General features: G+C 39.2%; 22 protein-coding genes and 2 tRNA genes. 8 read left to right on the top strand and 16 right to left on the bottom strand.

The window, feature by feature from the left end; all coding sequences use genetic code 11:
• Positions 1-2: 2 nt before the first annotated feature.
• From DSM08_RS19140 to DSM08_RS08725, 4 genes are all read left to right on the top strand, one after another.
• Positions 3-2,717, top strand: a complete 2,715-nt coding sequence (locus tag DSM08_RS19140) for an AAA family ATPase (protein WP_223110888.1) — start codon at positions 3-5, stop codon at positions 2,715-2,717.
• A complete protein-coding gene (locus DSM08_RS08715) occupies positions 2,717-4,114 on the top strand; it encodes a 5-methylcytosine restriction system specificity protein McrC (RefSeq protein ID WP_149525796.1) in 1,398 nt (465 codons plus the stop codon). The genes DSM08_RS19140 and DSM08_RS08715 overlap by 1 nt, the downstream gene beginning before the upstream one ends.
• A gap of 277 nt (positions 4,115-4,391) precedes the next feature.
• On the top strand, positions 4,392-4,745 hold the full coding sequence (locus DSM08_RS08720; protein ID WP_094258934.1) for an ISAon1 family transposase N-terminal region protein: 354 nt from the start codon (positions 4,392-4,394) through the stop codon (positions 4,743-4,745).
• Positions 4,738-5,721 carry an ISAon1 family transposase gene (locus DSM08_RS08725; protein WP_246172308.1) on the top strand — a complete coding sequence of 328 codons (984 nt, stop codon included), beginning with the start codon at positions 4,738-4,740 and terminating at the stop codon, positions 5,719-5,721. Before DSM08_RS08720 ends, DSM08_RS08725 begins: the two co-directional genes overlap by 8 nt.
• 105 nt (positions 5,722-5,826) lie before the next feature.
• On the opposite strand, the gene DSM08_RS08730 is transcribed toward DSM08_RS08725, so the two are convergent.
• The 3 genes from DSM08_RS08730 to DSM08_RS08740 form a co-directional block, all read right to left on the bottom strand.
• A tRNA-Leu gene (locus DSM08_RS08730) sits at positions 5,827-5,911 on the bottom strand.
• A 5-nt stretch (positions 5,912-5,916) separates the two neighbouring features.
• Positions 5,917-5,989 (bottom strand) — tRNA-Gly (locus tag DSM08_RS08735).
• A 173-nt stretch (positions 5,990-6,162) separates the two neighbouring features.
• A complete protein-coding gene (locus tag DSM08_RS08740; protein ID WP_149525797.1) occupies positions 6,163-6,639 on the bottom strand; it encodes a regulatory protein RecX in 477 nt (158 codons plus the stop codon).
• A 69-nt stretch (positions 6,640-6,708) separates the two neighbouring features.
• On the opposite strand from DSM08_RS08740, the gene DSM08_RS08745 reads away from it, so the two are divergent.
• The 3 genes from DSM08_RS08745 to DSM08_RS08755 are packed head-to-tail and all read left to right on the top strand — an operon-like array spanning position 6,709 to position 10,362.
• Complete coding sequence (locus DSM08_RS08745) at positions 6,709-9,144, top strand: bifunctional UDP-N-acetylmuramoyl-tripeptide:D-alanyl-D-alanine ligase/alanine racemase (RefSeq protein ID WP_149525798.1); 2,436 nt, start codon at positions 6,709-6,711, stop codon at positions 9,142-9,144.
• 2 nt (positions 9,145-9,146) lie between these two features.
• On the top strand, positions 9,147-9,779 hold the full coding sequence (locus DSM08_RS08750; protein WP_149525799.1) for a DUF502 domain-containing protein: 633 nt from the start codon (positions 9,147-9,149) through the stop codon (positions 9,777-9,779).
• Positions 9,757-10,362 (top strand): sensor histidine kinase, encoded by a 606-nt coding sequence (locus DSM08_RS08755; protein WP_149525800.1) that lies wholly within the window; start codon positions 9,757-9,759, stop codon positions 10,360-10,362. The genes DSM08_RS08750 and DSM08_RS08755 overlap by 23 nt, the downstream gene beginning before the upstream one ends.
• Before the next feature lie 442 nt (positions 10,363-10,804).
• Here the strand turns inward: DSM08_RS08755 and DSM08_RS08760 are convergent, their stop codons facing one another.
• The 11 genes from DSM08_RS08760 to DSM08_RS08810 all read right to left on the bottom strand — a co-directional run bounded on the left by DSM08_RS08760 (position 10,805) and on the right by DSM08_RS08810 (position 21,856).
• Entirely contained in the window at positions 10,805-11,203 is a 399-nt protein-coding gene (locus DSM08_RS08760; protein WP_149525801.1) for a hypothetical protein, read from the bottom strand.
• Positions 11,204-11,319: 116 nt separating this feature from the next.
• Positions 11,320-12,378, bottom strand: coding sequence for a PA0069 family radical SAM protein (locus DSM08_RS08765; protein ID WP_149525802.1), 1,059 nt, complete (start codon positions 12,376-12,378; stop codon positions 11,320-11,322).
• A 68-nt stretch (positions 12,379-12,446) separates the two neighbouring features.
• Positions 12,447-14,546, bottom strand: coding sequence for a polyphosphate kinase 1 (gene ppk1, locus DSM08_RS08770; RefSeq protein ID WP_223110889.1), 2,100 nt, complete (start codon positions 14,544-14,546; stop codon positions 12,447-12,449).
• A 65-nt stretch (positions 14,547-14,611) separates the two neighbouring features.
• Complete coding sequence (locus tag DSM08_RS08775) at positions 14,612-14,995, bottom strand: hypothetical protein (RefSeq protein ID WP_149525803.1); 384 nt, start codon at positions 14,993-14,995, stop codon at positions 14,612-14,614.
• A 15-nt stretch (positions 14,996-15,010) separates the two neighbouring features.
• Positions 15,011-15,589: a DJ-1/PfpI family protein gene (locus DSM08_RS08780; protein ID WP_149525804.1), complete on the bottom strand. Its 579-nt coding sequence runs from the start codon at positions 15,587-15,589 to the stop codon at positions 15,011-15,013.
• Positions 15,590-15,601: 12 nt separating this feature from the next.
• A complete protein-coding gene (locus tag DSM08_RS08785; RefSeq protein WP_149525805.1) occupies positions 15,602-16,168 on the bottom strand; it encodes an NAD(P)H-dependent oxidoreductase in 567 nt (188 codons plus the stop codon).
• 43 nt (positions 16,169-16,211) lie between these two features.
• Entirely contained in the window at positions 16,212-16,841 is a 630-nt protein-coding gene (locus DSM08_RS08790) for a hypothetical protein (protein WP_149525806.1), read from the bottom strand.
• A 43-nt stretch (positions 16,842-16,884) separates the two neighbouring features.
• The gene (lpxB, locus tag DSM08_RS08795; RefSeq protein ID WP_149525807.1) at positions 16,885-18,003 is read right to left on the bottom strand and encodes a lipid-A-disaccharide synthase; all 1,119 of its coding nucleotides are present in this window, start codon (positions 18,001-18,003) and stop codon (positions 16,885-16,887) included.
• 609 nt (positions 18,004-18,612) lie between these two features.
• On the bottom strand, positions 18,613-19,827 hold the full coding sequence (locus tag DSM08_RS08800; protein WP_149525808.1) for a porin: 1,215 nt from the start codon (positions 19,825-19,827) through the stop codon (positions 18,613-18,615).
• Positions 19,828-19,841: 14 nt separating this feature from the next.
• The gene (locus DSM08_RS08805; protein WP_149525809.1) at positions 19,842-20,915 is read right to left on the bottom strand and encodes an agmatine deiminase family protein; all 1,074 of its coding nucleotides are present in this window, start codon (positions 20,913-20,915) and stop codon (positions 19,842-19,844) included.
• Positions 20,916-20,980: 65 nt separating this feature from the next.
• Positions 20,981-21,856 (bottom strand): carbon-nitrogen hydrolase, encoded by an 876-nt coding sequence (locus tag DSM08_RS08810; RefSeq protein WP_149525810.1) that lies wholly within the window; start codon positions 21,854-21,856, stop codon positions 20,981-20,983.
• A 174-nt stretch (positions 21,857-22,030) separates the two neighbouring features.
• On the opposite strand from DSM08_RS08810, the gene dinB reads away from it, so the two are divergent.
• A complete protein-coding gene (gene dinB, locus DSM08_RS08815; protein WP_149525811.1) occupies positions 22,031-23,101 on the top strand; it encodes a DNA polymerase IV in 1,071 nt (356 codons plus the stop codon).
• On the opposite strand, the gene DSM08_RS08820 is transcribed toward dinB, so the two are convergent.
• Positions 23,087-24,481: an exonuclease domain-containing protein gene (locus DSM08_RS08820; RefSeq protein WP_149525812.1), complete on the bottom strand. Its 1,395-nt coding sequence runs from the start codon at positions 24,479-24,481 to the stop codon at positions 23,087-23,089. The two genes, dinB and DSM08_RS08820, sit on opposite strands and share 15 nt — an antisense overlap.
• A gap of 74 nt (positions 24,482-24,555) precedes the next feature.
• Positions 24,556-25,560 carry an aspartate--ammonia ligase gene (gene asnA, locus DSM08_RS08825; RefSeq protein ID WP_149525813.1) on the bottom strand — a complete coding sequence of 335 codons (1,005 nt, stop codon included), beginning with the start codon at positions 25,558-25,560 and terminating at the stop codon, positions 24,556-24,558.
• Between the last annotated feature and the right edge of the window lie 27 nt (positions 25,561-25,587).

The raw sequence follows: 25,587 nt of genomic DNA on the forward strand, positions 1-25,587 counted from the left end.
ATATGAATATTAAGAAATACTTAAATCAATACAATCTCCCTTTTGAAGTATTGGTCAAAAAATACAACACTGACTTTGAAAAAATTTATCAGCAAGAATTATCTAAAAACTGGTTGGTTCCAATAGAAAGTAAGCTTAATTGGTGTAATGAGGAAGATAGATGGCAAATTGAAAAAGTAGTTGTTAAATTAAAGTCATCACAAACTTTTGATTCTGGAGATATTGATTTACTATCAACTTTTGTTTCAAAAATTAATTCTATAGTAAGGATTGGTAATAGATTAAATAATTTTAAACAAGGTACAGTTTTAGATAATAATGATCAACTTGATTTAGTTGATTTTTTTAATGAAATATCTTTAACGGATAGTTTGAAGGGATTTAAAGGTAGATTAAACTCTAACCTTAGGGCATTTTTGCCTCATATGTTCTCTGTGATTAAACATTGCCAAGATCACACTAAATACCCAATATATTATAAGTTTTGGAAACAAATTTCTAAAGAAGTCTTGTTGTTGAATGATGACTATGATTCAATTTGCGAATTTTATACATCATTTCCCTTGGATAATAGGACAACAAAATTTGGTGCTTATTATGGATTAATCGCAACTAAATTAATTGAAGATTTTAACGTTCTTGATGACTCTGATAGAGAAAAGATTATAAAATATTTAAAAGATAAAGTTATAAATCTAGACGAGTATAGAGTTTTAATGGACAATATACCTAATACCACAACTTTGAATGAAAATAAAAAATACTGGTTATATCAGCCTGGAGAAGATGCTCGATTATGGCAAACCTATTTAAATGAAGAAATCATTGGTCTGGGATGGGATGATCTTGGTGATTTGGCTAATTATGATTCAAAAGATGCAATTGTCAAAGCTTTGCAGACAATTTATAAAACTGATTCATCGAAAAAAAATGATGCCACAGCGAACTGGGATTTTTACAATACGATGGAAGTCGGAGATATAATAATCGTTAAGAAAGGTAAAAGAAAGTTACTGGGGTATGGAGAAGTTGTTTCGGATTATTATTATGATGCTGATCGTGATGAATATACTAGCATTAGAGATGTAAAGTGGATAAAATCTGGTGAATGGAACGTAGATTTTGACTTAGTGTTAAAGACTTTGACTAATATTACTCAATATGATGCTGAAATATCAAAAGGTCAAAAGTATTATGAATACCTATTATCAATTATGAGTGATACAAATAAATTGCAAGATAATAAACTAGTTAATCTCTTAAAATATAAAAAACAAATTATACTTCAAGGGCCTCCAGGTACAGGAAAGACTAGAGAAGCGAAAAGCATCTCGAAACAGCTTATATCGTATGACGAGTTTAATAAAAGTGACATGTCTTTGATTAAATTAGGAGAGTATTTTAAAACAAAGACAGATAAAACACCTTTTATTATAAAAGGAATATCAGAAAGTCAGCATTACTTTAAAGTGAAATCCGATAAGGCAACTAATGAATATACAGTTAATTTTAAACAGATAATTGACTGTATCAATGCCAAAGGATGGAATGATCCTACAGATAATTGGAACTCTCATGGAAACTCATCTTATTTACAAGTATTGGCTAAAGCTATATATGATAGAAAGGTTGAGAAATTAGAAACTAAATATATCAAATTGTTGCAGTTTCACCCGAGTTATACGTATGAGGATTTTGTAAGAGGTATTGTTTCTAAGCCTAATTTGGATGGAGATGGTGTAGTTTATGAAGCGGAGAACAAGATTTTAGGAGAATTCGCAAAGCAAGCGCTGGATAATTATATAGCTTCTAAACAGAAGGTAGTTTCAAATACTAATGATGATTCTGTTTTTGAATCTTTTATTGAATATATTAAGGATGAAATAGCTCAAAGTGAGCTTCATAAATATGATATTACAGAAGCTGTATATCTTTTTGATGCAGATGAGACACGCTTTAAATATAAAGGAGATAATTGGAAAGCCCACGCTAAAGGATTAAATATGAAGTTTTCTGAGTTAAGAAAAATTATTGATTCTGAAGCAAAGGAAAGACAAGACATTAAAAAAATGTCTGATTTAGAAGAATTAACTCGTCAACATGCTACGTATTTTATAAAAATTGTAGAGAAATATTATGATTATAAAGGAAATAATAAACATATATATAAAACAGAACAAAGTGTCCAACTAAAAAATTACGTTCTTATAATTGATGAAATCAATCGAGCAAATCTTTCTTCGGTATTAGGAGAATTGATTTATGCCTTAGAGTATAGAGGAGAATCCGTAGAATCTATGTATGCAGTAGACGGTGATAACAAGCTGGTATTACCTCCTAACTTGTATATTATAGGTACGATGAATACCGCAGATCGTTCGGTTGGGCATATAGATTATGCGATACGTCGTCGTTTTGCTTTTGTGGATGTCTTACCAAAGGATTTGTCAGATGAAAAGGAGATTACTTTTGATCAAGCCCTATTTAATCAGGTTGCCAAACTATTTGATGAAAATTTATCCCCAGAATTTAATAAAAAAGAGGTGCAGTTAGGTCACTCTTATTTTATCGATAAGTCTAAAGAAAAGGACGGAATTTCTATGTCTTTGCGCTTAGAATATGAAATTAGACCAATTCTTTTAGAATATGTGAAAGATGGCGTTTTGATAGGTGATAATATCGAAAACCAAATTGAAAAATTATTCGCTTCAATCTAATGGGGATTCGTCTATCGGAACACAGATCTTATTTTATTAGACTTCTTCAGGATGAAGAGCTTTTGGATGATAGTACACAAGTACTGTGTCTAAATGCTTCGGAGTTTGAAAGATATCAAAATGTTGTGTCCAAGTCATTTAATAAAAGTAGTTATCGTTTTCTTTTTGGTAGAAAAGATTCCTTTTATGAGATTAAAGCAGATTATTGCATCGGCATAGATTGGCTTGGGAATACAGGTCGAAATCTTTATGTTGAACCAAAGTTAAACACGACCTCAGCTGAAGCATTTAATCAGCAATTAGATCAAGAAGAGGACGGGTCTGTACGAGACAGCATTTCAGAAAGTGGTGTTTTTTGCGAACTTGATTATTTAAAGATGTTATTAAAAGTAACATCTGTTCGTGAAAGTAATGTAGAAGTTAAAGATTTAGTTCAAATTGATTGGGATGTAGAACAAATTCCAATTGATCAAAAAGATGATAGACTGACTCCATTTTTGATCGTTCGTTTTCTGCAAACATTGAAATCTATTGTCCGAAAGGGTTTAAAGAAAAATTATTATAAAGTTCAAGAAAATCTTAATAATCGTATTAAAGGCAAAATTCTAGTTGGTCAACATATTAAACAAAATATTTATAAAAATCGTTTTACAGCTACATATTGTAAATATCAGGTATTTGGTGAAGATCATATTGAAAATCGTTTTTTGAAGAAAGTTCTCCGATTTGTTATTAGTTATGTAGAAAATCATAAAGTTCTTCTATCCTCAAATTACAAAGTACTACAGGAAACAATAAGATATTGTAGACCAGCATTTGAATTAATATCTGATGATGTTAGTGAAAATGAATTAAATCAAATAAAACATAATCCATTTTACAAAGATTACAAAGAGGCAATTCATATCGGTAATCATATTTTAAAAAGATTTGCCTTTAATATTACGAAGACTTCTTCGGAAAAGGTCGCTACACCACCTTTTTGGATTGATATGCCTAGACTATTTGAAATGTATGTTTTCAGTAAAATGATTGAGGACAATCCTGATTCAAAGCGTGACATATTATATCAATTTTCAACTTATGGTAACGCGTTGGATATTTTGGTTTCTAAGGATGGTTATCAGATGGTCATCGATGCAAAATATAAACTTCATTACCAAAATAGTCACTTACATCAAGATATTAGACAGGTAGCTGGTTATGCACGATTAAATAAAGTTCGTGATAAACTTAATGTTACAGATGATAGCAATGTTGATTGTTTGATTATTTATCCTGATATCAAAAATGGAACTGATGATTTTACTTTAGTAAATATAATTGATAAAAGAGAACCAATTAAGGTTTATCATAAGGTATATAAGTTAGGAGTGAAGCTTCCATTAATTAGTTAATTAACTAAAATGTTGTTACAACCAATAAAAATATCACAAAATAAAAACGCACCATCTAAAAGGTGGTGCGTTTTGTGGTGTAAATTTTGTAACTGATTTATTATCAGCGCTAATTGTGGAGTCGGAGGTATTTGAACCCATATTTTCTATGTTACAAAACACCTATCTATAATTTAGTTTTTTCAAATAATATCTCGCAAACTTTTACGGATCAAGCTGAATTCTTGGGGGGAATGTTAAAAATTTGTTAGTTTAGCGTCCTTAATACAGATATCCCTTGCAAGAAGCCGAACGTAAATTACTATCCCTATTGATGCCCGAAGGGCTTTTGGAATACTTCCAGATTTTAGAAGTCGATCAGGTCGACAATCAACTCCATATTTATTTAGATGAACTTAATATTGCTCCGACAGGCTATGAGAACAGCAAGTTGGAGTCAAAGGGGTTTATGCCTTCTACTGAAATTTCAGACTTTCCTATTCGAGGCCAGAAAGTTACGCTACATATCCGCCGTCGTCGCTGGACAGTCTTGGATACCGGAGATATCATCACAAGAGATTGGAACCTAGTGCGTGAGGGCGCTCGAATGACTACGGAATTCGGGCTTTTTTTAAAGAAGATATTTGGATAGCTATCCTGTAAGCGCCCAATTGGTAGGATTATTCTTTCAAATGGACGGCAAGCAACTACAGGATCAGTACAAGAACCACCTCAGTGATTTCCATGACTGGGACCAAAAACCTCATGCTGAGAGCTGGACATTGTTTCCTGAAAACATTTCGGAACACCTGAGCATCGATGAGACCAGCTTCAGCAACGGTGAATTATATACCATTGTTAGCAGTAAATCGGCAAAAGGGCGTAAAGGAACGATTTTAGCAACTATAAAGGGTACCCAGGCTGAGGATATCATGGCTGTTCTCGAGCGAATACCCTTGCGATCCAGGAATAAGGTAAAGGAGGTGACCATGGATATGGCTCCCAACATGGCCAAGGCAATCCGTAGATGTTTCAGGAATGCCAGGCGTGTGGTCGATCGGTTCCATGTCCAAAAGTTAGCTTACGATGCCGTTCAGGAACTCCGTATCAAATATCGTTGGGAAGTCTTGGATGCAGAAAGCAAGAAGATAATGGAATCGCGAAAGCGAGGAACCCCATATGAACCCGAGTTATTGCCCAATGGCGATACGCTCAAACAGCTATTGGCTAGATCCAGACACCTCTTGTTCAAGCATCCCAGCCGATGGTCAGAAAGCCAGAAAAACCGGGCTGAATTGCTGTTCATGCGGTTTCCTAAGCTAAAACAGGCTTATGATCTTGGAATTGCCTTAGGAGACATCTTCAACAAATGCCGGGACAAAAAGGTCGCATTTACCAAACTAGGCCTGTGGCATAATCAGGTTGAGAATGCGGGCATTGCTTCCTTTGAGAGCGTAGCAAGATCCATTGCAGCTCATCATCAATACATTCTCCATTACTTCGACAACAGAAGTACTAATGCTTCCGCAGAATCATTCAATGCAAAACTCAAAGCTTTCAGAAGCGTCTTCCGTGGCGTTAGGGACACAACATTCTTCCTGTACAGAGTGATGAAATTGTATGCTTAAAAATCTATTCCCCCCAAACTTTCGGTATGATCCACTTTTACACTTTCTTTACACCTTATAAAAAACAAAACCCTTGAATAACAATGTGTTATCAAGGGTTTGAAGTACCTAGGGCGGGAATCGAACCCGCACTCCCTTAACGGGAACAGGATTTTAAGTCCTGCGTGTCTACCAGTTCCACCACCTAGGCAACTGAGCGAAAGACGAGATTCGAACTCGCGACCCCAACCTTGGCAAGGTTGTGCTCTACCAACTGAGCTACTTTCGCTTGACGTGGTGCAAATATAGAGAGAAAAATCAATTCCTAAAATTATTTTTTAAAAAAGTCCACAGAGAGACATCAACTTGTTGGCGCTCAAGCCATATTTTTTTATTTAAGCCTAGTATTCAATCATAGATATTTAATTAAAATAGTATTCTCTAAATTCTGAACCGACACAGCTATTGCTTAATTTTAGAAAATATCAAATCGTTTTCATATCCTTTTGATTGTAGATACCTGATCAGCTTTGCTTTCTCTTTTAAAGTCAGGGATGAGGGATCTACCTTAATCTTTTTTGAAATTAACTCAGATAATTTCTCTTCATAGTCGTCTAAATCTATTTCCCTGAGCGCAATTTGGATCAGAGGCTTTGAGATTCGTTTAGCTTTTAGATGCTGAACAATTTTTATCTTTCCCCAGCCTTTCATTCTGAATTTTCCTAATACAAACGCTTTTGCAAACCGCTCTTCGTTCAGGAAATTATCGGAGATTAGGTCTGAAATTATTTGCTCAACATCATTGCTATGTAACCCCCAGCTATATAGCTTGTCGCGGACTTCTTGTTGTGCTCGCTCTTGATACGCACAATAGCTTTCAGCTTTCCTCTTTGCTTGCAAGGGGGTAAGAACCTTAGTTTTTCCCGATTGATCTTCCATAACACAAATGTTCAAAAAATGATGAACTTATAAAAAAAATGATGAAATTCGTTCAATATTTGATTTAAGATGTATACTATCGATTTAATACGCGAGGTTTTAGAGTTAAAGAGTTATAGAATAGCGGATTATAATCAACAAATTACAGAACTAGTATACGACAGTAGAAAGGTTAATCAACCTGAACATAGCTTGTTTTTTGCGCTTACTGCCGCCCGTGATGGTCATGATTTCGTAAATGATGCTTATCTGCGGGGAGTTCGTAGTTTTGTTGTTTCCAAAAACGTGCCTTTCCTCGAGACACTTTCTGATGTTAATGTGCTGATTGTTGCAGATGTATTAGATGCATTACAACGCCTTGCCGTGTATCATAGGCTAACCTTTGATGGGACGGTGGTAGGAATTGCAGGAAGTAATGGTAAGTCGGTCGTGAAGGAATGGCTGTTCCAATTATTGTCCATCGATAAGAAGGTATATCAGAGTCCGAAAAGCTATAACTCGCAGCTTGGTGTCGCGTTGTCGCTTTGGAATCTAACTACGCAATATGATATAGCATTGATAGAAGCAGGGATTTCAGAACCGGGAGAGATGGACCGCTTACAATCGCTTATACAGCCTGAAGTAGGGATTTTTACTAATATTGGGTTAGCCCATTCGCAACATTTTATTTCGAAGCAAGCTAAACTGTCAGAGAAGTTGAAACTATTTCAACGATCTAATGTGCTTATTGCTGGCTCCAAATATGTTAATGCCGATCAAGTTTCTTCAAATATTAAATTATTGCAGTGGGGAGAGGAAGAGAGCGATTTAATACAATTGTTAAGTCAACAACCATCAGGAAAAGGAACTGAATTAACAATTAAGTCTAAAGATAATATCCACACTTTTGAAGTCCCTTTCAGGGATAAAGCTTCGATCGAGAATATACTGACCTGCTTCACGGCAATGACGTACTTTGGTTATACCGAACCACAGATCATTGAACGGTTGCAGCAGCTAAGACCTTTAGAAATGCGTTTGCAGTTGAAAAAGGGAATTGCTAACAGTTCCCTAATCGATGATTCGTATTCTAATGATTTAGCATCTCTTCAGATATCATTAGATTTTCTTGCGCAGCAAAATCAGCACCCTAGGAAAACGCTTATTCTGTCCGACATGGAAGGCTTGTCTAGCAGTGAGAAGTTGCAGGAGAAGCTTCTAGGCATACTTACTCGAACATCTCTTAGCCGAATGATATGGGTTGGTCCTGATTATCAATGGTTGGACAAGCTATCAACAACAACGATACAGCGCTTTGCAAGTACGGAGGATTTGCTCCATCAGTTAGAGACTTTAAACATCAAGGATGAAACTGTTTTGATCAAAGGAGGGAGGGCGTTCCGTTTTGAACAGATTGTACAGCGATTGACGTTGAGATCCCATGGAACCGTTCTTGAAATTAACCTGAATGCGCTATCGCATAATCTTATGCATTATCGGGCGATGATCCCCAATCAAGTGAAGCTGATGGCTATGGTCAAAGCTTTCTCCTATGGAAGTGGCAGCTTCGAAGTTGCTAATCTGCTGCAGTTCAGCAAAGTCGATTATCTAACAGTAGCTTTTGCTGATGAAGGTGTCGAGTTAAGGATGGGAGGCATCTCATTGCCTATCATGGTGCTGAGTCCAGATAGCGATACTTTTCAGACGCTTCTCCAATACGAGCTAGAGCCCGAGGTTTACTCCATGCGTTTCTTAAATCAATTTATAGACTTCTTAAAAGCCAATAAGCGTGAAGGATATAAGATTCATGTAAAGTTAGATACAGGCATGCATCGATTGGGATTCTTGCCAAATGAAGTTGATGAACTTATCGAGTGCCTGAACCAACATAAGGAAGTTAAAGTACAATCCTGCTTCACCCACTTGGTTGCTTCCGGAGATGCTAATCAAGATGATTTCACCCAACAGCAAATCGATACATATACAAATTGTGTTACCAAATTAGAAGCCGGAGTCGGTTATTCCTTCATCAAGCATGTTGCGAATACATCGGCAATCGTACGCTGGCCGCAAGCGCATTTTGATATGGTGCGCTTAGGAATAGGGCTCTATGGTGTCGATATGGACAACGGAAATGGCCTTTTAGAGAAGGTGAGTACCCTTCGAACAACAGTAACGCAGATAAAAGATTTACCGAAGACCGAGACTGTTGGTTATGATCGAAAAGGCGTGTTAACACGTGACAGTACAATTGCTACTGTTAAAATTGGGTATGCTGACGGATATAATCGTAAATTTGGGAACGGAATTGGAAAAATGAAAATCAATAATCAATTGGTCCCAACTGTAGGTACTATCTGTATGGATATGTGTATGCTAGATGTGACCGATATTGAAGTCAAGGAAGGGGATACCGTGGAGGTATTTCCGGATATCATGCAGGCGTCCAAGGATATTGGCACCATTCCGTATGAACTATTGGTCAATATATCAAGCAGGGTAAAAAGAGTCTATTATTTTGAATAAACATGTTGCGTAAATTCTTTCAACAATTCTTTTATTATTTAATCAAGGGAACCTTGGTCGTTGCGCCTGTTGCGGGAGCAATCTTTGTGATTGTGTGGTTAGTCGCTACCCTAGATGGGGCGTTGAACATTACTGAGCACTTCCTAGAAGATGAAACCGGACATCCCCTCTATATTCCAGGGATAGGGATTCTCTCTGTCATTCTTCTGTTGGCACTGGTAGGTCTTATCTTTACTACACTAGTAACGGCGCCGATCCGAAATTGGATGACGCGGACAATCAACAAAATACCATTATTCAATACATTATATTCATCGATCAAAGACTTTACGGAAGCCTTTGTTGGTGATGCTAAGAAATTCAACGAACCTGTACTGGTCGAAGTGAACAACTTCGGCTTGAAGAAAGTGGGATTCTTAACGCAAAAAGATTTGAGCAGCATAGGATTGGCAGGTGAAGTTATTGTTTACTTTCCATATTCCTATTCTGTTGCAGGACAGGTTGCTATCATTAGCGCTGATAAAGTACATAAGTTAAATATGACAGCCACGGATGCGATGAAATTAGCCGTTTCGGGCGGTGTAAGTGGCGTTGAACCTTCAAAGAAAAAAGATGTTTTGGAAAAAAAGCAATAATAAGCAGTCGCAAGAATCAAAGGATTTGTGGTTGCCTATTGGTGCAGCGCAGTCGTTTTCTATCAGCGAACTCGATACTGAACTCTTGGATTTGTTTGAAAAGAAAGAGAAAACATTGGAAACGAAAGAGCGCTTTACTAATTGGTTTAAACAGACAGAAAATCTCTCTAGAGACAGCATGCATAGAATATCGGAAGAAATAGCGCTCTTGGAATATTATATCTCTTTATGGAGTATGCTTCATCCAGAAGAGCAGCATGTTAAAGTTGATTTTAATATCGCAGATCCGTCTTTACAGGTTAATGCGTTACTTTTCCTCCCACTGGTTCAAAATGCGCTGACAAACGGTTATAATACGATGCCTGAGCATCCAATTAAAATTCGCTTAAGCAGTACAACTAATCAAATAAAGCTGGAAGTTAGCAATCATGTCAATCACTACCTAAAAGATCAGTCCGATAACGACTATATTAACTTCCTTCAAGACCGCTTAAAATTTCATTACCCCGATAAGCACAATCTATTCATCAATAGTAATAGTATGCTGTTCAAGGTGGTAATGATTTTAGATGTTAGACATTAGATTTAAGATATTAGACGTTAGATATTAGAAACTGCAGCAGTGCAGTTTTTTTTTTTGGAATGGGAGTAAGGAAGGATGTCTTTGCACCTTTGGTTTAGAGAGGAAGAGGTAGATTGTTTTGAACCAAGAAAGGAAGGATTCAAGGATGGACAGGATCCTGCTAATCCTTACATCCTTTTTTTCCTGGTTCAGAAATAGTATTTAGTAGTTAGTACTTAGTATTAAGACCTATGGAGAAGCATCCTGCTCATTCTTGAATCCTTCTTTTCCTGGTTCAGAAATAGTATTTAGTAGTTAGTACTTAGTATTAAGACCTATGGCGAAACATCCTGCCCATTCTTGAATCCTTCTTTTCCTGGTTCAAAAAACTAATACAAAAAATATGGCGCCTAATCGGCGCCATATGTCTAAGATCTAATATCTATACTCTAATATCTAAATATTATCTATCACAACTTGCTCTAAACGATTCTTTCGTATCGAGATTCGTATAAGCGATTTCTAAGGTGCTTTCTGAGATGGTAATCGTTCCGATTGCTTCAGAATTAAAGAAGATTGTATTGTTTTCTCCTTTTTGCATCACGATTCCTGTCAATGAAGGGATGTTTCCTGCATCTGTTTTGAAGTCGAAAGCATACTTATCCCCAACTTTGTACACGCGAACAGAACCAGGGCCATACGCGACACTTTTGCTGTCATCCAAAAGATTAGTATATCCGACATCGCCAGTATAATTTCCAGTAAATAATTCATTATCTACGGGATCATCGTCTTTCGAACAAGCAGAAACTGTAAACAGGACAACGAACAAAAGACTTAATAATTTCAATGTGTTTTTCATAGTACAATATTTATGTTTTTCTAATAGTTATTGTACTTAGTGAACCAAACACGATGCCATTATGACTGCAACATAGCTGTTACATTTTCTTTTTAACACTTCTTAACGCTTTCAATTTAGAATAATTTAAGCTGCTGGTCAGTCTTTTTAACGAGTTGTGAACAGTCGAACTCAAAATGCTCTACGTTCAAATTATTGCGTTTGCAGTGCATACGGAAACTATCTTTTATCATTTGCGCCAGTTGACCCGTTCCTTTCATCCGATTTCCGAACTCGCTATCATTGACCTTTCCATTATGGCAACTTTGGATGCTGTGCCAAATCTTATTTGCGCGATCGGGGTAAGCCTTATGTAGCCAATTCTCGAATATCTGTCCGATTTCACCATTTAATCGCACGGTCGTATAACCGGCCCATTTCGCCCCAGCATTGGCTGCTGCTTGCAGAACTTTAGGGATCTCATGATCTGTTAATCCAGGGATCACAGGAGCACACATGATGCCTACGGGCACTCCAAGCTTGGAAAGCGACTCGATCACATGTAAGCGCTGTTTAGCAGTTACCGTCCTAGGTTCGAGCTTCAATCGCGTATCTTCTGTTAATGAATTGATGGAAATGTAGACCACGCATAGATTCCGATTGGCAAGCTCGCTGATGATATCAGCATCGCGCAGGATCAAGCTGTTCTTTGTAATAATGCTTACCGGCTGGCCATATTGGCTTGCAGTCTTTAAAATTCCACGAGTTAATTGGAATTTCCGCTCTAAGGGTTGGTAGCAGTCTGTATTGCCGGAAAGCGATATAGGCATACCTGTCCAAGATTTACGGCTGATAAATTCACGGAATAACTTGACGCTATTCGCTTTCACCATGATTTTAGTTTCGAAATCCAAACCGGCGCTGTATCCCCAGTACTGATGAGAATTGCGCGCATAGCAATAGATGCATCCATGCTCGCAACCCTGATAGGGATTGGCTGAATATTCCATGCCCACATCGGGGCTTGTCACCTTATTTACGAAACTCTTGGGATGTACGATCGTAAAGTGAGTTTGCGGCTTTTCCTCTTCCCATTCATCGATCCCCTCAATAATATCTTTACTATAGCACTGTTTAAAGAAGATGTTCGATACATTCTCCTGTGCACCACGACCTTGAATAAATTCAGTAGCCATATTTCCTCCTAATATTTTTCTAAAATACTAAAAATATTAGTAAAAATACAGCGCTATATTGTCATATTTTATACGGACTCAGTCGTTTCTTTTTTGGTCTTTGCATATAGATAGCTGAAAATCTCGAGCTGCGAGCGAAATGCAGGCTTTTTGTTGCTCACATATTCATTCGTCTGCAGGTTGTCGAAAATCCTAGCTTTTACATTATCTTTAAGCTGAATCTGTAACAAATCCTTAAGCTCAGTTTTCAACTTCTTATTATTGATTTTCACTGCTGCTTCAATACGATAGTCTAGATTCCGCGTCATCAAATCGGCCGAAGAGATATAGGTCAACTCTTTGCCAGCAGCGTAGAAATAGAACACACGGGCGTGTTCTAAATATTCATCTACAATGCTGATACCATATAATGGCTCTTTAAATTTCTTCTGATTGATGGCACAGTAGACGCCACGAACAATGAGCTCCACCTTTACGCCGGCAATTGCAGCCTCATACAACTTTTTGATACATTCTTTATCGCTCAGGGAGTTGATCTTAATGATGACGTGGGCTTTTCGACCAGCCTTCGCCTCGATGATCTCTTTATCTATAAACTGCAGAATTTGCTGACGCATATCCAAAGGGCAGGTCAGTAAGCTTTTACAGTTTTTAATCGTGTTTTCTAAAGGCAACTTCGGCTTTTGTAAGGCATTGAATATCTTATTGATATCGGCCATTACGCTTTTGTTGCTGGTCATCAAACAGTGGTCTCCGTAAATTCGAGCCGTCTTCTCATTAATGTTTCCGGTGCTCACAAAACCATACTGAATCGTTTTGTTATCTACCCGCTTTTTGATAATACATAGTTTGGCATGTACTTTCCTGTTCGGAATACCGACAAGCACCTTCACGCCCTCCATTTCGAAACGTTCTTTCCAATCCAAATTATGCTCTTCATCAAATCGCGCACGCAATTCCAACATCACCGTCACTTCTTTTCCATTCCGCGCTGCATTCACTAAAGCATTCGCGATCTTGGAGTTCGTAGCCATTCTATAGATGGTAATCTTGATCGTTTTTACGTCCGGATCCATTGCAGCTTCCCGCAACAGATCAATCATCGGCCTAAACTGATGATATGGAAAGGAGAGGAGCACGTCTTTTTTCAAGATGACATCCGTCACACGCTCGACATCGCAGAGGTCAGGATGTTCAAACGAAGTTCGCTCAAAGGGCTTCTTATAGGATCTGAACACATCCGGGAAGTCCATAAAATGCTTGAAATTGTGGATTTTCTGTCCAGGGATGATGCTGTCTCGTTTTGATAGATCCAGTTTTCGAATCAAAAACTCCAAAAGCATCTGGTCCATGTCCTTATCAAATACAAAGCGTGTTGGCTTGCCTTTACGTCTATTTTTTACGCCTTTTGTAATCTTTTCTACAAAGGTCGTGTTCACGTCATTGTCTAAATCAAACTCAGCATCTTTGGTAATCTTGAAGGTATTAGCTACAAATTCATCAAAGCCGAAATAAGAGAAAATATAAGGCAGATTAACTTTTACCACATCTTCAATCAAGATAATATGCTTCTGATTCTTAGGAGCCGGCAGAATCACAAATCGACCATGCTGGCTCGATGGTAATTCAATGATGGCAAACTTCGTCTGATATTGCCAGTCTTTCTTATACATGGCAACACCCAAATAAAGACTTTTGTCGCGCAGGTAGGGCATAGGGCGTACCTCATCCAAGAGCAGCGGAATAATACTGCTTTCCACCTCTCGGTCGAAATAGTCTTTCACAAATGCCAATTGCTCCTCCGACAAATCCTCCGCAGTCTTAATAAAGACACGTTGTTTTGCCATTTCTTTCTGAACATCTAACCAAATCTTATCAAACTTTTTCTGCTGCTTGATGACGATATGCGTTATCTGCTCTAAAATAACGTTGGGATCTTCATAAAAAGATCCCAACACTACTTTGGTATTAATCTCCGCAGCGCGCTTTAATGCAGCGACACGGACACGAAAAAACTCGTCTAGATTATTCGAGAAGATACCTAGAAACTTGATGCGTTGTTCCAATGGAACCTCAGTGTCTGCAGCTTCTTGCAATACACGAGCGTTAAAACTTAACCAACTAATATCCCTTGGGATAAACTTTTTTGCCATTTCTAGTTCTCTCATATTAGCCCCGAAATTATCGGTGCTGTGTTAAATTTTTATTAACTATCTAAAATCAAATTGTTAAATCACTTTTGCGACCCATATCTCTTTTGAATATTTATTGCCTCAAACTTTTTGTCGTCGTAGTGCGGCTCTTCAATATTTAAAGTTGTAGGAAAAGGTTTATGTTTATCGAAAAAGAAGACTTTAGTAACCGAACCATAGTCATTGGTAGGAAATTGATCCGCACATTGATCATATTGTGCATTCATCGGATCACCGACCGTTACTGCATAAATCCGAATAATGCCACCCTTATTCTGCTCATTCCGCACAAAGGCGACCTCTTCAAAATCTCCGGGCAAATCTTTAATCGAAGGCTGCGAATAAGCATCCCAGATAAAATACCCTAATAAACAAATGAGCGGAATGGCAAAAAACCAAACCTTTTTACTTTTCTGTTGCGCCATCTATCCCTACCTCGATTATAAACTAACTTGGATGCCTAACAATTTATAAAACTCTTTCAAAATCGCTTGGTGACCTGGCCAAGCAGGCGAGGTTACTAATTTTCCGTCAACAACAGCTTGGTCTGCAGGAATGTTTTTCCAGGTACCGCCTGCCAACTCTATATCCGGACCAACAGCCACATAAGCTGTCAATGTACGTCCCTTCAATACCTGCGCAGTCGTTAATACCTGTATACCATGACAGATCGCTGCAACGGGCTTATTTTTCTCAAAGAAATGCTTCGTAATTTCGATAACGCGTTTATTTAAACGAATGTACTCCGCTGATCGACCTCCTGCTATGTAAAGTCCATCATAGTGATCCGGATTTACCGAATCAAAATCTTTATTAATTGCAAAGTTGTGCCCGCGCAATTCTTTATACGTTTGATCGCCGGTAAAATCGTGAACTGCCGTAGGTACGACATCACCTTTTTTACGATCTGGAGCAATAGCATCTACTTCGATACCTACAGCACCCATCGCTTGGAAGGGAACCATCGCTTCATAATCTTCAACATAATCTCCAACTAATAATAATACTTTCTTTGCCATGATATTTAATTTTTAATTATTGTTCTCTGTTAACTTCGTCGCCATCATTCGTTTGGTCTTACGCACCTTAGCCTCCAATTGACTACGCAATAAGGGCGTAATGATGCCAACGCCTTCTTTAAAATTCTTGCTGTATTCCGGCAGTGAAAAGCTTTCCAGAATATCAGCGCCATCTTTCGGCATGCGGGACAATGCGATATCCAAAATGCATTGACCACCGCCTTTGCCATTGCTGGTCGCTAATAGAAAAACAGCTTTTCCATTAAATAGTTTACGACCTTTGATTCTTGAGGTCCAATCGTAGATATTCTTGTATGCGGTGGCGTAGTTTCCGTTATGTTCTGCCAAGGAAATTAATATCAGATCTGCCCAATCGATCTTTGCTGCGAATGCTTGCGCAGCATCAGGGCTGCCAATCTCCTGTTCTCGATCGACGGAGAATAGCGGCATTTCAAAATCGTTCAAATCTAATATTTCAATGATATCGTCTGTTTCTTTATAATATTTGGAAACCGAAGTGATAAACTTCTTGTTGATGGAGTTCTTGCTGCTGCTACCAGCGAAAGCCAATATTTTCATGTCTTAAATTTAGCGAATTATTAGGCATAAAAAAAGCCTATGATTAATCATAGGCTGTAATTTCTGCTTTACCTTCTGTACCAGGCGACCCTGAATATACTTGACCTTGCGGTACTCCCCGCAGTCCCGGACCAGACATGGAAATTTGTGAATAAACACGTTGCAAGTCTGATGTAGGGTTTACGCGAAGTCCACCTTGCTGTACATCGATCAATAAATAGTTCTTTCCTTTTTTATCGGTAGTCTGTGGTTTGATTCCGGTACTCGCATAGGCGAAGTTTACTTTTCCACCATTTCCGTTAGGAAAGGTTTTGGTACCGTTCATTGCATCCCATCCGCGCGCAATCACATAAAGCGAGCCTAACTCTTGTAGATTCACCTTGATATCAAAGTTCGTCGCGTTGTTCTTACCGTCTGAACCTGAAATAACCGCGTTTTTACCGATAATAGCATGACCAATCTCTAGTTTTACATCCTTCTTACCAAAGAATTCCAACTTGGCTTTGTCCTTCATAATCAATGTGTCGATACGAACGATCATCGACGAATCACGGCTCACGAAATTTTTAGTCTTCTTTTTTCCAACTTCCAATTTCGTTATATGTTCTGTTGTTTGCGCCTGGCTATTCAAGCCGAGAAACAACATACTTAAGCTTAATATTAAATATTTCATATGTTAACCTCCTGTCTTTTAGACTATATTAAAGTTAGAAAGTTTATTCCAAACCTTTCATATATTTTACGATCAAGGCAGCTGTTTTCTCGGAAGCTCCCGGCGTCCCCATCTTTTCAATCAACATGTCGTAGTTCTCTAATACACTTGCTCTGTGTTCAGGATTCAGCGTTAGCTCTTTTAGTTCCTCCGAAATGCTCATCGTATCGCAATCGTTTTGGATAAGCTCGCGGACAGACAGATAATCGTTTATTAAATTAACGAGCGAAATAAAACGCACTTTGATCAACCGACGAGCAATCATTACCGTAATCGGGTTGGCTTTGTAGACAACGACTTGCGGAACGCGCAATAACGCAGTTTCCAAGGTTGCCGTGCCTGAAGCAACAACAGCAGCTTCAGCATTTTTCAATAGATCATAGGTTTGGTCGAATACGACAGGAATGTCCTCATCGCCAATATAATTTTTGTAATAGGCTAAGTCAAAATTCGGAGCTCCCGCAATAACCAACTGATGAGCCGGAAACATGCGGTTCAGATCGACCATGATGGGAAGGAGGTTCTCGATTTCCATCTTGCGACTTCCGGGCAATAAAGCAATGATAGGTTTATGCCCCAATCCATTATCCGCCTTAAAATTAGGGTTGAACTTATAGGCAGCAATGGCATCCAACAATGGATTCCCAACGTAGTCAACATTATAATGAAACTGCTTGTAGAACTTGACCTCGAACGGTAGGATACAAAACATGTGGTCTACCAACTTCTTGATCTTGTACACCCTTTTTTGATTCCATGCCCATATTTTCGGAGATATATAATAGCAAACCCTAATGCCCAAGTTCTTAGCAAAAGCAGCAACCTTAAGATTAAAACCCGGAAAATCGATTAAAATTAGCGTGTCTGGTTGCTGTTTAACAATATCTTCTTTTACCTTCTTAAGGTTCTTGGCAATGCTGCTCAAATTCTTTAATACCTCAATAAAGCCCATAAAAGCCATCTCTGAAGTATGTATCAGTACCTGCTCGCCAGCCGCTGCCGCCATCTGATCGCCACCAACGATATTAAAACTTGCCTCCGGATCTTCCTTTTTCAATGCTTTAATCAAATTCGCACCATGAAGATCACCCGAAGTTTCTCCTGCTATAATGTAATATCTCATGTTTTATATTAACCCTTTAAATATACGGAATCTTTATAGGATGATGCAATTCCGCCCTTTTTGCATAAATATTTCTTCAACTTTTTTACGGATCTCGCTTTGTATAGAACCCTTGTAAAGCCCTTTCATACTCCAATCTAACCCCAATCAAACCCAATTCCAATTGGGTTAGATTGGGGTTAGATTGGGGAGTATTTAGTAGTTAGTATTTAGTAGGTAGCCCTATGGTGGGAATTAGATATTAGACATTAGATTTTAGATATAAGAGTATGGTGTCTACTGAGGGATAATAGGATTGGGAGGCTGCTTCGTCTGAACCAGAAAAGGAAGGAGAGTCTGTTTTGATCCAGAAAAGGAAGGATGCAAGGATTATCAGGATTGGGTTTGAGGTCTAATTTCTGATATCTAATGTTTAGTCCGAACCAGGAAAGGAAGGATAAAAAGATTAGCAAGATCCTGCCACTCCTTGTATCCTTCCTTTCCTGGTTCAGACAAACTTCCCTTCCTTTCTTAAAAACAAACATTCCGTACAAAACATCCCGACAAAAAAAAAGGCGCCTAATCGGCGCCTAATCTAATGTCTAATGTCTAATATCTAAAATCTAATATCTATATTCCAAGTTCAACCTGGAACATTCCGCCCCAAGCGGCTTTGTTATTACCGTTGTTTAAGTAACCATCTTTAAAGGTGTAGTTGGCATTCAGCTGGAATTTCAAGCGGTGTGCTTTCATGTATTTTGTAAGACCGAGTTCGATAATCTCTGTTTGGTCTTCGTAAAGAGCGATATCACCGTGTGGCATCACATAGGTATAGCGACCGGCAATTTCATAACCTTTGTTCAATAGGTATGACGCTTGTTGGTTTACACCCCAACCTTTATAGGCGTAAGTTTGTTCAGGATCTTCTTCATCCGTAAGGTTGAGCGGATTGTCTACATCTCTGCGCATGTATTCCGCAGCGTACGCAAATCCCATATACTTAAAGATTGCGTCTGCAAAGGATGTTTTTAAGGTAAACGGATTTTGAACATAGCGACCTAATTGACCACCTTCGCGGATTGTTTTGTCGTTATAGCTAAAACCACCACCGATCGATATTTTTGGTGTTTCTTCGCGCTCTAAATCTCCTTCGGAGTAGTCGTTGTCGTTTGTAAATTTACCCAAGGGTAAGAATTCGATTCTACCCGTATAAGCTAATCCTTTATCGGTAGCACTTGCAGGACGACCTTCACCGGTTGAAATGGCAGCTTTCGCATTGAAAGGCATATCGCCAATCTTCTTGCTCAAGTTTAACGAAACCCCAAAGTCACGGTCTAAGGTAAAGTTGCTGTTTACTAAAGAACGGTCTGCGAACTGTAAGGAACCTGATGAATTCACACGCTGGCGGTTACCTGGAAGCTTATTCTGTCCGAATGAAATATAAAAATCGTCTGAGAAGTTATAGAACATCACCGCGTCACGGACAATATTAGGGATACCGGTATCGTCGAAGTCCTGGTCACTACGTGTAAATGCCAACTGAACGGTATAGGAAATCTTCGGCGTATAGATATAACCGTCCATACGCATTCTTAAACGACGAATACGAGCGTCGAATTTACCATTATCTTCTCCATCGATTACATTGCTAAATCCCAAGCGGTTCTGCATACGAAAGCGGAAGTTGGTGTAGAATAGAGAATCTTTGGATTTGTATTGGATTCCTTTGAAGTTTAAGATCGTCGCACGGTCATCGCGCTCTTGCGGATGCCCCTGACCATACACCTCAGTGATCGCGATAAGAGCTACAATAAAGGTTAAGGTAAATTTAGTAATCCTGTTCATTTTTAAGTATATAGTTATATGTGTGGTTCTTGCTGACTTAAGCAGTGGAAACTTCCAAGCCCCCAAATAATATCGACAGAGTCGATGCCTATAACCTTGCGGTCAGGGAATACTGATTGTATAATATCAAGTGCTTTTTGGTCGTTCTTATCATTAAAAACAGGCACTACGACTACTTTGTTTGCGATGTAGAAATTTGCATAAGAAGCCGGCAATTGCTGATCCTCATAAACAACCGGGCGTGGCATCGGCAGCTCTACGATATTTAAAGGGCGACCGTCTAGCAGGCGCATTTCCTTTAATTTCTCCAAGTTCTCTTGAAGAATAGGGTAGTTCTCGTCGTTCGGATCTTCTTCCACAACGGTTAGGACTGTATCCTCGTTCACAAAACGTGTGATGTCGTCAATATGTCCGTCTGTATCGTCGCCAATAATTCCATCGCCTAACCATAATACCTGATCCTGACCGTAATAATCCATCAGATAACCTTCAATTTGTTCTTTATTGAGGTGTGGATTTCGGTTTTCGTTCAATAGGCAGGCTGTAGTCGTTAGGATGGTTCCGGCACCATTGAATTCTACTGATCCACCTTCCATAACGATAGGAGGCGTAAATAGTTTTAATCCAAATTCTTGGGCTATTCTTGTTGGAATGACATCGTCTAAATCATAGGGTGGGTATTTTCCGCCCCAAGCATTGTAACCCCAATCGACCACGGCTTTCTCTCCGGTTTCTTTGTTGAGAAGGAACGCCGGACCATGATCACGACACCAAGCGTCGTTGGTCGGATTTAAATGAAAGCTAACGTTGTCTAAGTTTGCACCCGCGGCTACGATATGCGACAGGGCGAAGGCCTTCATTGCTTCATCAGCCACGTTAATACGCACTTTTTGATCTGCTGCTACCAGTTTGATGAATTGGGAATAGGGCGCGTAGATGGTTTCTAGCTTACCCGGCCATGATTCCTCTTTATGTGGCCAGCTTAACCAAAGCGCTTCTTGAAGTGCCCATTCGGCTGGAAAAGAAAAACCTTGCGCCTTAGGTGTGTCTTCCTTTTTATATAGTGGGGATGTGTTTTCTGAGTTCATATTAACATGACGTAAAAAAACTATGCTCTTGGATGAGCATAGTCGGTATTATTTGATTTTATTCTTTAGTCCTCGTCTATAAATCGCTTAGTGATAGGTGCATATGTCTCAATTCTTCTGTCGCGAAGGAAAGGCCAGTGCTTGCGGAAGTAATCGGATTGATTCAAGTCTATTTCAACCACTTCCACTTCTTCTTGATCGTGGGATGCAAGATATAATAGTTTTCCTTGTGCGTTTGCGACGAAGCTGCCGCCCCAGAATTTCATTGCTCCATCTTGCTCAAAACCAACACGGTTTACTGAAACAACAGGAACGCCATTGGCAACCGCATGCGAGCGTTGAATAGTCTGCCAAGCATTATATTGATCTTTGTTTGTTTCTTCGTCTTGATCTGTTGCCCAACCGATAGCCGTAGGGTAGAACATAATCTCGGCACCCATTAGCGCCGTGATACGAGATGCTTCAGGATACCACTGATCCCAACAGATCAACACGCCAATTTTTCCGAACTTCGTGTTGAATACTTTATATCCTAAATCACCAGGAGTGAAGTAGAATTTCTCATAGAATGCTGGATCATCCGGGATATGCATCTTACGGTACTTACCTAAGTAAGAGCCATCTGCATCCAAAATAGCAGTTGTATTATGATATAGTCCTTGCGCACGCTTTTCAAATAACGAAGCAATGATAACGACGCCAAGCTCTTTTGCTACAGCCGATAAGGCATCCGTAGATGGCCCCGGGATAGCTTCAGCAAGGTCAAAATTATCGTAATCCTCTACATCACAAAAATATAAGGAGGTAAAAAGTTCTTGCAAACAAACGATTTGGGCACCTTTTGCTGCTGCTTCGCGAACTTTCTCAATCGCTTTATTCAAATTCTCTTGTTTATCCTTTACACAGGACATTTGAACTAAACCAACTTTTACTTTACTCATTTTTACAATTACTTATAAGGTTTGCGCAAAGATAGGATAAAATAATGAGGTTAGTTGAAGGGGGTACCCATTATGGGGCAAAAATACGTAGTAATATTGTAATTTTTTGTCCTTTATAGTCCTTGCTGTTCAGTACCCTTGGATGCTAAGTTCTGGGTTTTATTACCTTTGTGTATGCGCAAAATAATTCATATTGATATGGATGCATTTTATGCTTCTGTCGAGCAGCGTGACTTCCCTGAGTTTCGCGGAAAGGCATTGGCCGTTGGTGGCTCGCCTAGCGGACGGGGAGTGGTGGCGACGGCAAGTTATGAAGCGCGCAAATTTGGGGTGAAGTCTGCCATGTCCTCGCGCATGGCTCTGCAACTTTGTCCCGATTTACTTTTTACTCGCCCTAGATTTGACGTGTATAAGGAGGTTTCGAATCATATCCGATCCATCTTTCATCGCTATACCGATTTAATCGAGCCACTCTCATTGGATGAGGCTTATTTGGATGTCACCGAAGATAAGTTGAATATAGGATCGGCGATCGAAATTGCAAGACAGATTAAGCAGGCAATCCACGAGGAGCTTCAGCTTACGGCGTCGGCAGGTGTGTCGGTGAATAAATTTGTGGCTAAGATTGCGTCAGATTTTCAGAAACCAGATGGATTGACTTTCATTGGTCCCTCCAAAGTAACTAAGTTTTTGGAGGCTTTGCCTATCCATAAATTTTTCGGAGTAGGCAAGGTGACGGCCAAGAAGATGAATCAAATGGGTGTGCATATAGGTGCTGATTTGAAGAGATTTAGTGAGATTGAGATACAGCAGCACTTTGGGAAGTCTGGGAAGTTTTTTTACCAAATGGTGCGTGGCTTGGATGAGCGTCCAGTCCGTCCCAACCGAATTTCGAAATCCGTCGGTTCTGAGGATACCTTTGAATCGGATCTAACCGATCCGGAATTGATGAAGGTGGAAATCGCTCGATTAGCAGAACGCGTTTTTGCGAGGCTGGAGCGGGGGGAGAAGTTTGGTAAAACCGTTACCCTGAAGATCAAGTATGCGGATTTTTCCCAGATTACGCGGAGCAAAACAGGACTGGTTTATCTTTCGAGATTGGATGAGATACAAGAATACGCATACGAATTGCTCGATAAGGTGGATATGCAGGATAAACGGGTAAGGCTTTTAGGGGTTACGGTATCAAATTTTCAAGGCGAGCATCCCGAGACACCAGAATATGTACAGTTAAGCTTGTTCTAAAGGTTCGCCAACCAGGTATTGCACGCGGGATGGGTTCAATCTGGCAAAATTCATAGCGAGGTTGTTCATGTAGAAATTGCTGTGTACCAGGCTCTCATTTTCTACAACATCGTCGATAGCATTGAATTCTAAGTCGTTGTCCACGAATCCTAACGCAAATACTTTGTTTTCTTTATAATAGATATAGCTCTTCTCCTCGGCATGCCTTCCACGATCAATGATCACAAAGCTTCGCTTGCTATTCTGAATGCTTTCTATCGCTTCTAAGACCCTATCGTTGTATTCAGTGATATCTGGAAGCTCTTTTTTTAAGAGCCCCTCAGCGCGTTCCGTATTTGATTTTTCGCTATTAAAGAATGAACACAATCTAAATTCTAGCGAGTAGGAGTTGATTAATTGAAGCAGGAATTGCGTGGATTCATGTACCGTGTTGAAAGCGAATAATGGTGTAATGTGCTTTCTGATTTGGCAAACGGAGAGCCGTAAGTATCCATTTTGATCTTCATAGCTAATCAATCCATATTTGGGGTCGTATTTTTTGAGCGCGCGGTTATAGATTGGCCATATCTTTTTAATCATATCGCATTCCATCAGGAAGGCCATCAATTCGGTGCCTGACTCTTGAAAATCGATATCGCTGATCTCGTTTATAAAATGCTGTCTTCGCTGGCCGGAATTGTTTCCGGTAAAATGGCTGATGACACGCTTTTTAATATTTACGGCCTTGCCTACATAGATTATTTTACCCTTGTTGTTTTTGAAAAGGTAGATGCCCGTGCTGTTAGGCAATCGGTTAAATACCTCTACAGGAATATTGGTTGGTAAGCGCTGTTCTTTAGCGTTGGTCTGTTCTACGAGTTTAATAAAATGTTCGCTATCAGATTCGTATAGTTTTTTAAATAAAGTAACGGTTGCCTTCGCATCGCCTGCGGCACGGTGTCTATCTTCAATGGTTATTCCTAAGCTTTGACATAGTTTCCCCAGGCTATAACTTGGTAGGCCTTTAAATATTTTGCGTGATAATCGAACAGTACATAGTCGCTGTGCTTTCCACTCATAACCGGCGGCTTTCAATTCGCTTTGAACAAATGAGTAATCGAAATGAACGTTATGTGCTACGAATATGCAACTACCTAATAGGTGGTAAATATCTTCTGCGATATCTTCAAATACCGGAGCATTTTCGACCATCTCATCAGAGATACCTGTTAATGCCTGAATGTGGAAGGGGATAGGTTGTTGTGGATTGACCAGGCTCGTGTACTCGTCTACTACTTTCTTGCCATCGAAGCTGTAAATGGCAATCTCTGTTATTTTACTCGCAGAGGCGTATCCTCCCGTAGTTTCAATATCGACAATAGCGTAGCGTGGCTTCTTCATTTAAACAAAAATAATACTAATATTCTTATTTACTAAGATTATTAGTATTATTTTCTGCTTTCTCGTTGAATATTTTATAAAAGCTCTACGCCTTTATCTAAAAGTTCTGTCTTTTTTAATTGATCCCAAATGCTCACTTGTACCTGTCCGATATGCTCCAGTTTTAGCATAAACATACAGATTCGAGATTGTCCGATTCCACCGCCAATAGATTCCGGAAGCAAATCGTTCAATAACATCTGGTGGAAAGTCAATTTCTGACGGTCAAGGCTGTTGCGGATTTCCAACTGCGTTAATAAGGCTTTCTTGTCTACACGGATCCCCATAGAGGATAGTTCAAATGCTGTGTTTAAGATAGGGTTCCAAACCAGAATATCACCATTTAAGCCATGATAGCCTTGTTCATTGCCGGTGCTCCAATCGTCATAATCAGCGGCGCGGCCGTCATGTGGTTCTCCATTCGTCAGTGAACCTCCGATTCCATAGATGAATACCGCTCCGTACTCTTTCGCAATAGCGTTCTCACGTTCTTTGCCTGTACTATTTGGGTATTTTTGAAGTAGTTCCTCTGCGGAAATAAAATGGATAGTTTCTGGTAGAATGGGCTCAATATGTGGATATTGCACATTTACCGCTTGTTCTGTGTCGAAAATGACCTGATAGATTTTCTCTACCGTTTCTTTTAGATAGGCTAAGTTTCTATTTCCTGAGAGTATAGATTTTTCCCAATCCCATTGATCTACATAGATAGAGTGGATAGGTGAATAGTCCTCGTCAGGACGTAAAGCACGCATATCGGTTAAAATACCTTCTTCTGGTTCTAGTTCCAGCTCCTTCAAGCGGATTCTTTTCCACTTTGCCAAGGAGTGTACTACTACCGCGCGTTGGTCTTGTAAAGATTTGATTGGAAATGAAACAGGTCGTTCAATTCCGTTTAAATCATCGTTAATACCCGTTCCATCCAATACAACGATTGGTGATGATACTGGAATTAAGTTTAAGGCTTGCTTGAGTTTTGTCGCAAACGTTTCTTTAACAAACGTAATTGCTTGTTCTCTTTTTAAGATATGACGTCCCATTAATTTTTAATACAAATAAACATAGTG

The organism is Sphingobacterium hotanense, from assembly GCF_008274825.1.
GTDB lineage: Bacteria > Bacteroidota > Bacteroidia > Sphingobacteriales > Sphingobacteriaceae > Sphingobacterium > Sphingobacterium hotanense.